The following is a 12,073-nucleotide window of genomic DNA, read 5'->3' as shown; positions in this document are numbered from 1 at the left end:
GTTACACCACCGGCTCGCGCACGATGTCCAGGTAGGCCGCGCCGCTGTCGGGTACCCGCGGCTGCTTCCAGACCTCCACCGGGAACGAGGCCATCACCAGCGATTGCATGAGATGGAACAGGTTGCGGGCGTCGTCGGGCAGATCGTCGAGGTCGAACCGGTCGCAGTAGGCGATGGCGTCTTCGAGCCGCGCCATCCCGGCGTCGTAGAAGGCCTGCATCTGCGGCATCGTGGAGGCCAGCCGTTTGGCGTACCGCTCGGGCTCGGTTGGCAGGATCCAGTCCGCGAACCGCGCCAGATCGGCGAATTCGTCCGGTAGAGCCTTCGATTCGTTGTCAGCAATTGCCATTGCGGTATTCCTCGACCTTCTTCTGGGCGGTCTTGTGCAGGTGGCGGAGCAGGATCTCCTGATCGTTGAGCGGGAAATCGGTCACCGTGCGGGTCGCGATCATCGTCTGGGTGGCTTCGAGGGTGTTCGCGTCCTGCAGCGCGTACTCCTTGAAGGTCACACCCGCGAGTTCCTGGGCCAGCCGTTCCCGAGCTGTCTTTGCCGGTACGAAGTACAGGTTGGCCTCGAAGATGTGCCGGTCCACCGCGGTCGGCCAGTAGTGGTAGGTGAGGTACCAGCCGGGCGCCCAGAACAGCAGCGAGAAGTTCGGCCAGATTTCGAATTCGTCCACGCCCCAAGCACGGTGGCCGCTGGGGTTGATTCCGACGGGCAGCGGATCCAGGCCCTCGATATCGGGGCGGTCCCACGGGCCGAACAGACCGCTGCGCAGGATGCGCTCGATCGGTTTGACCATGTTCAGGTCCTTGGGCGGCGCCATCCCACCCCACGACGAGATCATCGAATGCGGTGGTTGCAGTTCGTAGTGCAGGGCTTCGTAGCCGTAACCGGCCAGTTTGTCGGCCTCGTCCTTGACCGCCTGCTTCATATGCAGGATCGGCGCGTGATAGAACTCGGCGAACGCGTCGATGAACAGTTTCCAGTTGCTGCCGACCTCGGCCCTGTAACTGAACACCTCGGTCATCTCGTGGAACGGATAACCCTCCAGCCCTTTGATCATCGGGCCGAGGAAGGTGGTCAGCGGTTCGGCATCGTGGTCGAGGTTGATGAAGATGAACCCCTCCCACACCTCGCAGCGCACATCCTTGAGTCCGTAGTCGGCGCGGTCCAGGCCGAAGAATTCCTTCTCCTGCTGGACGAAGGTCAGTTCGCCTTCGAGGCTGTAGCGCCAGGCGTGGTATTTGCAGGTGAACTGTTTGCAGAAGCCCGAGGTCTCCTCATTGGGGAAGTCGTCCCAGACGAGTTTGTTGCCGCGGTGCCGGCAGACGTTGTGGTAGGCGTGGATTTCGTCGTCGTTACCGCGCACGATGATCAGCGAGGTGCCGGCCGCCGAGAGTTCCTTGGTGAAATAGCTGCCCTTGCGCGGCAGTCGCTCCACCCGGCCGACGTTGAGCCAGGTCTTCTTGAAGATTGCTTCGCGCTCGTCTTCGTAGAATCCGGGGTCGATGGAGTCGGAGTAGTCGACCGGTTCGGTGCCCAGATCCGGATAGTGCTCGGTCCAGCTGCCTGCCGCAGGTTTGTTGAAGTGTGCCAAGGGATTACCTCTCGTACTCGGATCGGATGCCGAAGGTGTTGAAGGCCGCGGCAAGCATGTTGTAGGTGCCGATGGTGAAGATCAGGTCCATCCGCTGCTGCTCGTCGAGATGCGCGCACAGTCCGTCCCAGGTGGCGTCGGACAGGTTCGACTTCTCGTCGAGTTCGTCGACGGCGCGCAGGATCAGCCGGTCGACCGGGTCGGCGGCTTCGCCCCGGGCGATCCCGGCGATCTCGTCGGCGGTGATCCCTTCCCCCAGTGCGGCTTCGCGATGGTGGTTCCACTCGTAGATACAGTCCCGCAGGTGCGCGACGCGCAGGATGGCGATTTCGCGCAGCCGGGCCGGCAGCGGGGACCGGAACAGCAGGTGGACGTTCAGGGTGAGAAACGCCTTGGTCAGCGCGGGATGCCGGACGAGTGTGGACAGGGCGTTGCTCGCCGAGTCCGGGTTGCGCAGCCGGCGCGGCAGCATCACTCGTAGCGCGTCGTCGACGTCCTCGTCCCACCGGTCTGCGGGCAGCGGCGGTACTCGCATCGCGCCTCCTCTCGATGAGAATGATATTCTCGCTTTCGGAAACAGATTTTCACGCCCGGTCCCGATAGTCAACGTGAAGGCTTATGGACAGGTGGTGCGTCCGTTGCTGCGGTCCTCGCGGCCGACTTCGTGTTACCGCCGGTGTGGTGGTCCGTATCGATGTGTACCCGAAAAACAGGATATTGATTCTCGATAAGTGAGAAGCTAGTTTTCATTCACCGAGAGTTGGATACACGGCCGTGCGGCCGGATATCGCGAGGCGTACTCGGTGTGCGGGCGGGTCTCTCGCCCGATCACGATCGGCCGGCCGATGGGGGCCGGCGCAGAAAGGACCATCGTGAGACCGAAGCGAACAGCCGCCGTTCTGCTCGCCCTGGCGCTCCTGGCCACCGCCGGCTGCTCCGGCCGCAGCGGCAGCGAAACCGGCAACTCGTCTGCCGGCGATACCGTGGTCGCCGACTTCGGCGACCTGACCGGTGTCTGCCAGGACGGGGACGCCTCCGGTGCCCCCACGCAGGGGGTCACCGATACCGGGATCACCGTCGGAGTCTTCACCGATGTCGGCTACTCCAAGAACCCGGAATTCGTCGACGCCGCCAAAGTTTTCACCTCCTGGTGCAACGCGGCCGGCGGGATCAACGGCCGCACCCTCACCACCGAAATCCACGATTCCAAGCTGATGGCCGTACGCCAGAAGATGGTGGAAGCCTGCCGCACCGATTTCGCGCTGGTCGGCGGTGGTGCCGGGCTGGACGGGCTCGGTGTGAAAGAACGGCTGGAATGCACCCTCCCGGACTTTCCCGCGCAGGTCTCCCAGCAGCAGAATCTCGGCACCGATATTCAGGTGATCGCCTCACAGAGCACCTACGCCCACTACGACCCCTACCACGCCTCGCGCCGGTGGCTGACCACAGAGGCGTATCCGCAGTCGGCCGGTGCTATCGGAATCATCAACGGTGACTCCCCGGTGACCAAAGTCCTCGGCGCCAAGGCCGTCGAATCGCTGGAGGCCATGGGCGCGAAGGTGATCTACAACGAGCTGTACCCGGTGGGCGGCGTCACCGACTGGACACCCTACGCGCAGGCGATCAAGAACAGCGGAGTCCGCGGGTTGATCTGGCTCGGCGAGGACGGTCCGCTGGCCAAGCTCGAGGAGAAACTGACCTCGATGGACTACAAGCTGGATTGGATCGATCCCACCAACAACGCCTTCGGGCCCGATTACATCGAGTTGCTGGGTCGTTCGGCGGGTTTCCAGAACAATATCGTCGATCTCGGCGGTGTCGTGCCCCTGCAACTGGCCGACCGATCCCCGGCCATGCAGCAACTGCAGCAGTTGTACGAGAAGTACGCACCCGACGCGGAGATCACCCTGCCCGCCACCCGCGCGTTCTCGGCCTGGCTCTTGTTCGCGAAAGCCGCGAGCGCCTGCGGGTCCGAACTCACCCGTACCTGCCTGGTGGAAACGGCGAAGAGGGAAACCGAGTGGACCGGCGGCGGGCTGCACAGCCCGAACGACCTGTCGGCGCAGGACCCCGCCCCGACTTGCTTCAACGCCATGCAGGCCACCCCGGAGGGTTGGCAGGCCGCCGATTTCGGCCCCGACAACGGACTGTTCCGCTGCGATACCCCGCCCTTCCGGTACACCGGTGACTACGGCGAACCGCTGACGCTCGCCGATGTCGGCAAGACCATGGCGGACGTCAAGTAACCGATCATGGAGCAATTCCTCGCCTTCGGGATCGTCGGGCTGAGCACCGCCGCCGTCTACGCCGTGATCGGCAGCGGCCTGGTGCTCACCCATACGACCACCGGAATCTTCAATTTCGCGCACGGCGCGGCCGGGATGATGGCGGCCTTCTCCTACTGGCAGCTCACCGCCGGCTGGGGGGTACCGGTACCGGTGGCACTGGCGATCGTGCTGCTGGTGCCGGCGCCGCTGTCGGGTCTGCTGGTGGAACGGGCGTTGCGTTCGGCCCAGGGGCTGGGCGACGCGGAGAAACTGGTGATGACCGTCGCGTTGTTGAGCGGACTCATCGCCACCGCGCGCTGGATCTGGAACCCGATGCACGCGCGTACGCTGCCCACCTTCTTCGCCCGCACGGAACCGATCCGGGTCGGCGCCGCCACCATCACCTGGCATCAGGCGTTGACCATGCTGGTCGCGATCGCGGTCGCGGTGGCGCTGCGGGTTCTGCTGTTCAACACCCGAACCGGCGCGGAGATGCGGGCCACCGTCGACGACCGGGCCCTGGCCGGGCTCACCGGCGCCGACCCGGTCCGCGCCAACCGGGTCGCCTGGATCCTGGGCATCGAATTGGCAGCGGTGGGCGGAATTCTCATCGCCCCCACGGTCTCGCTGGACGCCGCGACACTGTCGCTGCTGATCGTCAGCGCCTACACCGCGGCGATCTTCGGCCGGTTGCGCAGCCTGCCCATGACCTTCCTCGGCGCCATCGTGGTGGGTCTGATGGAGAGCTACCTCACCGGGTACCTGCCGCAGAACGAGTACCTGCCGGGCCTGCGACTGGCGGCGCCCGCGCTGCTGTTGTTCGCGGCGCTGCTGCTGTTCCCGCACGGGCGGCTGCGCGGTCGCGACCGCAAACTCAGCGCGGTGCCCACACCGTCGCGCGGCGGTGCGGTGTTCTTCGCGGCGTTGATCGTGATCATCGGCCTGATAGTCGCCACCACGCTCGGGGAGAGCGATCTGATCGCCTACGGGCCGATGTTCGCCTTCGGGGTGATCGCGCTGTCGTTCGTGCCGTTGTCCGGGTACGCCGGGCAGATCTCGCTGTGCCAGTTGAGCATGGCCGGAATCGGGGCGATCGCCTACGGGCAACTCGCACCGGACGGCGAACTGTGGGGGCTGCTCGCGGCCGTCGCAATCGCCGCACTGGCCGGGACGCTGATCGCGGTTCCGGCACTACGCCTTTCGGGTGTCTATCTGGCGCTGGGAACCGCGGCCTTCGCGGTGGTGCTCGATCGATGGATCTTCACCCTCCCGTCCTTCGATATCGCGGGCGTGCAGGTCTCGTTCTTCGACCAGGGTTCGGTGGAGGTGTCCGGGCCGAACCTGTTCGGGCTGCGGCTCGAGACCGCCGCGAGCACCACCGTATTCGCGGCGGTCTGCCTGGCGGGGGCCACGCTCGGTATCGCGGCGTTGCGGCGCGGGCGGTTCGGCCGCCGCCTCATCGCCTTGCGCGACAGCGAAGCCGCCTACGCCACCCTCGGCGGTAATCTGCTGGGCGCCAAAGTGGCGGTTTTCGCGCTGAGCGCCGGTCTGGCCGGGCTCGGCGGCGCGCTGTTCGGAATGCAGCTGGGCTCGGTGACCCCAGAACAGTTCAATTTCGTGGCCGGTCTGCCGATCTTCCTGGTCGCGGTGTTCGCCGGACTCGCCGCCCTCGGCAACGGCCTGTTCGTCGGTGTCGCACTCTACGGGCCGATGCTCGCGATTCCGGTGCTGTTCCCGTCGACCGAGAACCTCGTCCACGTCCTTCCGGCGCTGGCCGGTATCGCCTTCGGCGGCGGCGTGGTGAGCCACGGGGCGGTAACCCGTATCCGGGCCGGATTCGAGGCGGCGATCCGCAACCGGGTGACGCTGGTGCTGATGGTCGCTGTACCGGTTGCGCTGTGGCTGGTGCGGTCGGCCGGGGTGATCGACGGCTGGATGTTCTTCTGGGGCTCGTTGCTCGCCGTCTTCGCAATCCGGTTCTGGTCGAACAACCGGGAACAACGTACGGCCGCGGGCGAAGCGGATGTGCCCGTCGAATGGTGGGGCGTGAAACGGCCGTGGCGGCCGGCGGACAAGGAGGTGCTCGATCATGCCATCGCTGCTGGACGTTAGCGATATCACCGTCACCTTCGGTGGCCGGCGCGCCCTCGACGGCGCCGGGCTGCGGGCCGAAGCGGGCGAGGTCACCGGACTGATCGGACCGAACGGGGCCGGCAAGAGCACGCTGTTCGACGTGATCTGCGGACTGCGCCGGCCCGTGCGCGGACGAGTCCGGCTGGCCGGTCGCGATATCACCGCGCTGGGCCCGGCGCGCCGCGCCCGGCGCGGTATGGCGCGGACCTTCCAGCGGCTGGAGCTCTTCGGCCGTCTCTCGGTCCGCGACAACCTGCTCGTCGCCGCGGAACTCGGTCCGCGACGCCGGCAGGCGGACAAGGTCGTCGACGAGATCATCGGCCGGCTGGGTCTCGGCGAACGCGCCGGGGATCCGGCCGATTCACTGCCCACCGGTCTGGCCCGGCTCGTCGAGGTCGGCCGCGCGCTGGCGGTGCGGCCCACCCTGCTGCTGCTCGACGAACCCGCCGCCGGGCAGGACAGTGCGGAAACGGATCGCTTCGCCGAACTGCTTCGTTCGGTGGCCGCCGACGGAACCGCGGTGGTGCTGGTCGAACACGACATGGGGCTGGTGATGAGCGTCTGCGACCAGGTCTACGTTCTCGACCTCGGCACTGTGATCGCCGGCGGACCGCCCGAGGCGATCCGCCGCGACGAACGAGTCCTGGCGGCGTATCTGGGGGGCTCGTGACCGCACTGCTGGAACTGAGCGCAATCCGCGCCGCCTACGACGCGATCACCGTCCTGCACGGTGTCGATCTGAGTGTGCGCGTGGGGGAGGTGGTCGCGCTGCTGGGGCCCAACGGCGCCGGTAAGACCACCACATTGAAAGTGGCCGCCGGAGTGCATCCGGTCGCCGCGGGTGCACTGCGGCTCGGTGGGCGCACGGTCAACGGCGTCGATCCACGCGACCTCGCCCGCGCCGGTGTCTGCCTCATTCCGGAGGGCCGGGGTATCTTCCCCAATCTCACCGTCCGCGACAACCTGCTGATGATGTCGTTCACCGGCCGCCCGGTGGCGGAGATCGAGGAAATCGCGTTCGCGCGGTTCCCGATCGTGGCGCAGCGCGCCGGACAGACCGCGGGCACCCTCTCCGGCGGCGAACAGCAGATGCTGGCACTGGCCCGCGGCCTGGCCACCGACCCGGCCGTGCTGCTGTTGGACGAATTGTCCATGGGACTCGCGCCGCTGGTGGTGAAACGGCTCTACGGGCAGGTCGCCGAAATCGCCCAGCAGGGAGTGGCGGTGCTGATCGTCGAACAGTTCGCCGCCGCGGTACTCGAAATCGCCGATACCGCCGCGGTACTGGTCCGCGGCCGCGTCGAACATCACGGCCCGCCCGATCTCGGGCTCCGCAATCAACTGGCCACCCTCTATCTTGGAAGTGCCCCATGACCGAATCCACCCGTGCGGACCGTTTCGTCTCCGAGCTCGCGGAGCTGAAGATCCCCGATCCCGCCGCCGGCCGCGGTGGTCTGTGGCTGCGGGTCGGTGTCACCCTGCTGATCCTCGGACCGGTGGTGATCGTGCTGGGCTATCTGGTGTCCAACAACACCTCCGATGCGCTCGTCCAGCGCGATGCGATCATCCTCGCCCTGGCCGGGGTCGCGTCGAGCATCGTGGGCGCGGCACTGTTCCTTCGCTATTCGCTCACCGGGGTGCTGCGGTACTGGATGGCCCGGCAGTCCTACGACTTGGCCCAGCTCGCCGGTCGCCTGCCCGGTGCGCCGGATCAGGAACTCGGCGAGGTCGGGATGCCACAGCGGTGAGCCTGCGGCGGGAACGGGACGCTGCTCCGGCGGGTACAGCGGCGAGCCGCTTCGGCAGCACGGTGGCGAACTGTTCGATTCGGGGTGACGCCCGCCCTGTCCGGAGTAGATGTCCCGGCCCGAGGTGAGTTGATCCGAGCGAGGGCAGTGATCTGCTGCGACGAGAGCGGGCGACCGCCAGGCCGCGGGGCGGCGACGAGAGGAGTTGATGTGTCCGACGGTATGAGTTTCGAACTGTCCGAGGATCAGCGGCTGATCCGGGATTCGGTGGCCGAACTGGCTCGGAAATTCGACGATCAATACTGGATGGAGAAGGACCGGGATCACCAGTTCCCCACCGAGTTCTACCGGGCAATTGCCGACGGCGGCTGGCTGGGTATCTGTATCCCCGAGGAATACGGCGGGCACGGGCTCGGGATCACCGAGGCTTCGATCCTGGCCGAGCAGGTCTCGCGGTCCGGTGGCGGTATGAACGCCGCCACCGCGATTCACCTGTCCCTGTTCGGTATGCAGCCCGTGATCGTGCACGGTTCGGCGGAGCTGAAACAGCGCACCCTGCCCCTGGTCGCCCGCGGTGACCTGCACGTCTGCTTCGGCGTCACCGAACCGGGCGCGGGCCTGGACACCAGCCGGATCACCACCTTCGCCCGCCGCGACGGCGACCACTACGTGGTCAACGGACGCAAGGTGTGGATCTCCAAAGCGCTGGAATCGGAGAAGATCCTGCTGCTCACCCGCACCCACAAGTACGACGAGGTCGAGAAGAAGACCAGCGGTATGACGCTGTTCCTCACCGATCTCGACCGCGATCACGTCGATATCCGGCCCATTCCGAAAATGGGCCGCAACGCGGTGTCGTCGAACGAATTGTTCATCGACGATCTGCGGATTCCGGTGGAAGACCGGGTGGGGGAGGAGGGCCGCGGATTCGAGTATCTGCTCGACGGCCTCAATCCCGAGCGGATGCTGATCGCGGCCGAAGCGCTCGGGATCGGGCGGGTCGCACTCGATCGCGCGGTGCGTTACGCGAACGAGCGCGAGGTTTTCGGGCGGCCCATCGGCAAGAACCAGGGCATCCAATTCCCGCTGGCCGATTCGCTGACCCGGCTGGACGCCGCGGAACTGGTGCTGCGGAAAGCGACCTGGTTGTACGACCAGGGCAAACCCTGTGGCCGGGAGGCCAATACCGCCAAATATCTGTGCGCCGAAGCCGGTTTCGAGGCCGCCGACCGCGCGATGCAGACGCACGGCGGCATGGGTTATTCGGAGGAATATCACATCTCCCGGTATTTCCGGGAGTCACGCGTGATGCGGATCGCGCCGATCAGTCAGGAAATGATCCTCAACTATCTGGGGTCGCACGTGTTGGGTATGCCGAGGAGTTACTGATGGCAGCGAAAAACGGACTATTCGATCTGACCGGCCGCGCCGCGCTGGTCACCGGTGGCGCGGGCGGTATCGGTTCGGCGGTGGCGCGGGCGCTGGCCGGCCAGGGGGCGGCGGTGCTGGTCACCGATCTCGACGGTGCCGCGGCCGGGACGGTCGCCGAGAAGATCACCGCGGACGGCGGTACCGCACGGGCCTGCGCGCTCGATGTCGCGGACCCGGAATCCGCCGTGGCGGCCGCCGCGCAGGCAGCCGAATTGGGCAGCGGGAAAATACATATCCTGGTGAACAATGCGGGGATCACCGCGCCCGCCATGTTCCCCGGAACCACGCCGGAATCGATGCGCAAGATCTTCGATGTCCATGTACTGGGCACCTTCAACTGCAGTCAGGCCGCGCTACCGTATCTCGCAACCGACGGCACCGGGCGGATCATCAATGTCACCTCGTCGGCGGGGCTCACCGGAACGCTCGGGCAGGTGAACTATTCCGCCGCCAAGGCCGGCATCATCGGGGTCACCAAATCGCTGGCCCGCGAACTCGCCCGCAAGAACATCCTCGTCAACGCGCTGGCCCCGCTGGCCGCCACGTCGATGACCGAAACCATCCGCACGGATGAGAAATTCGCGAAACAGATGATCAACCGCATCCTGCTGCGTCGCTGGGCCGAACCCGGCGAAGTGGCCGGCGCCTTCGTATTCCTGGCCTCCGACGCGGCGTCCTTCGTCACCGGCCAGGTGCTGCCGGTCGACGGCGGCATGGTGATGTGATGCCGGCCGCCGGTCCGCTGTCCGGGGTGCTGGTGGTGGCGCTGGAGCAGGCCGTTTCGGCGCCCATGTGCACCCGCACCCTCGCCGATTTCGGGGCCCGGGTGATCAAGGTGGAAAACCCGGTGGGCGGGGATTTCGCCCGGCACTACGACGATGTAGTGGCCGGGCAGGCCGCGCATTTCGTATGGGTGAACCGGGGTAAGGAATCGGTGACCCTGGACCTGAAATCCGAATGCGGCGCGCGGATACTGCACGAACTGCTGGCCCGTGCCGATGTGCTGGTATCCAACCTCGCGCCCGGCGCCACCACACGGCTCGGACTGGCCCCGGCCGCGCTCGCCGAACGGTATCCCCGGCTGATCGCGCTGGAAATCGACGGTTTCGGCGCGGGTGGGCCGCTCTCACACAAACGCGCCTACGACCTGCTGGTCCAGGCCGAGTCCGGGGTTTGCGCGGTGACCGGACGGCCCGGTGAACCCGCGAAACCGGGTCCGGCGGTGGCCGATGTGACCACCGGCCTGTACGCGGCGCTGTCGATCCTGGCGACCCTGTGCGGGCGTTACCGGGATACCGGCCCGGCCGGTGGCGCGATCAGCCTCAGCCTGTTCGACACCATGGCCGAAATGATGGGTTACCACCTCAATTACACCCGGCATTCCGGTGTCGAACAGCAGCCGCTCGCGATGAGCTCGCCCGCGGTCGCCCCCTACGGCGCCTACGCCACCGGTGACGGGCAGACGGTTGTCCTGGGCACCACCAACGACCGCGAATGGCAACGTCTGGCGCGCGATGTCCTCGGCCGGGCCGATCTGGCCGAGGACTCCCGGTTCGGCACCAATTCCGACCGGGTGCGGTATCGCCAGGAGCTCGACGAAGCCATCGGCGCCTGGTGCGCCGGACACACCCTCGCCGAGGTGCAGAAAGCCGCCGACGACGCTGGTATCGGGAACTCCCGCTACAACACCGCCACCGACGTCCTCCACCATCCGCAGCTCACCGCCCGCGAGCGCTGGCGCGAGATCGACACTCCCGGCGGGCCGATCCCGGCGCTGCTACCACCGGCCGTCGTCGAGGGGTTCGAACCGCCGATGGGCGCGGTACCGGGCCTCGGCGAACACACCGACGCGGTCCTGCGCGAGCTGGGCCGGACCACGGCGGAAATCGCCGCGCTTCGGGCGGCGAATGTGATCGGCTCCGAATACGGTGCTGTGCCGGTCGAACGGAATCAGCCGTGATCGCCGTGGGCGACGGGGAAGTGAACGCCGTGAGCGACGGTGAACTGATCGTCGCCGACCACGACGGCATCCGGACCGTTACTCTCAACCGCCCCCATCGCAAGAACGCGATGACCTGGGCCATGTGGCGCGACCTGGCGGATGTCCTGCGCGATACCGGGATGGACCGGTCGGTGCGTGCCCTGGTGCTCACCGGCGCCGGTGGCGCCTTCTGTTCCGGCGCCGATATCTCGGTACCCGATGCCCGGCACCCGATGGACAAGATGCGGATCTTCAGCGATCTGGCGCTGCAACTGCACGAACTACCGACCCCGACCGTAGCGAAGGTGACCGGGGTGGCGGTCGGCGCCGGCTGGAATCTGGCACTGGGCTGCGATCTCGTGGTGGCCACCCCGGACGCTACCTTCGCGCAGATATTCGCCCGGCGCGGCCTCTCGCTCGACCTGGGCGGCTCCTGGCTGCTGCCGAAGTTGATCGGGTTACAGCAGGCGAAACGCCTCGCCCTGCTGGCCGAAACCATCGACGCCGCGCAGGCCGAAGCACTCGGCCTGGTCACCTGGATCGTCGCCGCCGACGAGATCGGCGAGTTCACCGCCGATCTCGCCGCCCGGCTCGCGGCCGGTCCGCCGGTCGCCCTCGCCCAGACCAAGGCACTGCTCAACGCGGGGGCCGATGCGACGCTCCACGAGGCATTGGCCGCCGAATCCCGTGCCCAGGGCGTCAATTTCGCCACCGTCGATGCTCCCGAGGCATACAGGGCTTTTGCCGAGAAACGTGCCCCCCACTTCACCGGCGAATGGTCCCTGCCATCCGCAGGGAACAGTGTCCGGCCGGAGCAGCCGAAGACCGTCAGGCGCCGGGAAAATGAGTAACCCGGCTGTGCCGTGGGCCGCAGAGGTGTGCAGCCGTGGGCTGAGCGGGCGGCCCGTGATC

The 12,073-nt window shown here is 66.9% G+C and carries 12 protein-coding genes; 9 read left to right on the top strand and 3 right to left on the bottom strand.

What is annotated here, in order from left to right:
* Position 1 precedes the first annotated feature (1 nt).
* The 3 genes from IU448_RS25195 to IU448_RS25185 are packed head-to-tail and all read right to left on the bottom strand — an operon-like array spanning position 2 to position 2,136.
* On the bottom strand, positions 2 to 349 hold the full coding sequence (locus IU448_RS25195; RefSeq protein WP_195058171.1) for a hypothetical protein: 348 nt from the start codon (positions 347 to 349) through the stop codon (positions 2 to 4).
* Positions 336 to 1,601 (bottom strand): aromatic ring-hydroxylating oxygenase subunit alpha, encoded by a 1,266-nt coding sequence (locus IU448_RS25190; protein WP_195058170.1) that lies wholly within the window; start codon positions 1,599 to 1,601, stop codon positions 336 to 338. The genes IU448_RS25195 and IU448_RS25190 overlap by 14 nt, the downstream gene beginning before the upstream one ends.
* A gap of 4 nt (positions 1,602 to 1,605) precedes the next feature.
* Positions 1,606 to 2,136 carry a carboxymuconolactone decarboxylase family protein gene (locus IU448_RS25185; protein ID WP_195058169.1) on the bottom strand — a complete coding sequence of 177 codons (531 nt, stop codon included), beginning with the start codon at positions 2,134 to 2,136 and terminating at the stop codon, positions 1,606 to 1,608.
* Positions 2,137 to 2,473: 337 nt separating this feature from the next.
* On the opposite strand from IU448_RS25185, the gene IU448_RS25180 reads away from it, so the two are divergent.
* From IU448_RS25180 to IU448_RS25140, 9 genes are all read left to right on the top strand, one after another.
* Complete coding sequence (locus IU448_RS25180) at positions 2,474 to 3,847, top strand: ABC transporter substrate-binding protein (RefSeq protein WP_324188714.1); 1,374 nt, start codon at positions 2,474 to 2,476, stop codon at positions 3,845 to 3,847.
* 6 nt (positions 3,848 to 3,853) lie between these two features.
* On the top strand, positions 3,854 to 5,980 hold the full coding sequence (locus tag IU448_RS25175; protein ID WP_195058167.1) for an ABC transporter permease subunit: 2,127 nt from the start codon (positions 3,854 to 3,856) through the stop codon (positions 5,978 to 5,980).
* Positions 5,958 to 6,671 carry an ABC transporter ATP-binding protein gene (locus IU448_RS25170; protein WP_195058166.1) on the top strand — a complete coding sequence of 238 codons (714 nt, stop codon included), beginning with the start codon at positions 5,958 to 5,960 and terminating at the stop codon, positions 6,669 to 6,671. Before IU448_RS25175 ends, IU448_RS25170 begins: the two co-directional genes overlap by 23 nt.
* Complete coding sequence (locus tag IU448_RS25165; protein WP_195058165.1) at positions 6,668 to 7,375, top strand: ABC transporter ATP-binding protein; 708 nt, start codon at positions 6,668 to 6,670, stop codon at positions 7,373 to 7,375. Before IU448_RS25170 ends, IU448_RS25165 begins: the two co-directional genes overlap by 4 nt.
* Complete coding sequence (locus IU448_RS25160) at positions 7,372 to 7,749, top strand: hypothetical protein (protein WP_195058164.1); 378 nt, start codon at positions 7,372 to 7,374, stop codon at positions 7,747 to 7,749. Before IU448_RS25165 ends, IU448_RS25160 begins: the two co-directional genes overlap by 4 nt.
* 222 nt (positions 7,750 to 7,971) lie before the next feature.
* Positions 7,972 to 9,138: an acyl-CoA dehydrogenase family protein gene (locus IU448_RS25155; RefSeq protein WP_195058328.1), complete on the top strand. Its 1,167-nt coding sequence runs from the start codon at positions 7,972 to 7,974 to the stop codon at positions 9,136 to 9,138.
* Positions 9,138 to 9,905 carry an SDR family NAD(P)-dependent oxidoreductase gene (locus IU448_RS25150; protein ID WP_195058163.1) on the top strand — a complete coding sequence of 256 codons (768 nt, stop codon included), beginning with the start codon at positions 9,138 to 9,140 and terminating at the stop codon, positions 9,903 to 9,905. The genes IU448_RS25155 and IU448_RS25150 overlap by 1 nt, the downstream gene beginning before the upstream one ends.
* Positions 9,905 to 11,140: a CaiB/BaiF CoA transferase family protein gene (locus IU448_RS25145; RefSeq protein WP_195058162.1), complete on the top strand. Its 1,236-nt coding sequence runs from the start codon at positions 9,905 to 9,907 to the stop codon at positions 11,138 to 11,140. Before IU448_RS25150 ends, IU448_RS25145 begins: the two co-directional genes overlap by 1 nt.
* A gap of 20 nt (positions 11,141 to 11,160) precedes the next feature.
* A complete protein-coding gene (locus IU448_RS25140; protein ID WP_416383047.1) occupies positions 11,161 to 12,012 on the top strand; it encodes an enoyl-CoA hydratase/isomerase family protein in 852 nt (283 codons plus the stop codon).
* Positions 12,013 to 12,073 lie beyond the last annotated feature (61 nt).

The sequence above is a fragment of the Nocardia flavorosea genome (genome assembly GCF_015477805.1).
Classification (GTDB): Bacteria; Actinomycetota; Actinomycetes; order Mycobacteriales; family Mycobacteriaceae; genus Nocardia; species Nocardia flavorosea_A.
This window is presented reverse-complemented; position numbering and strand designations above follow the sequence as displayed.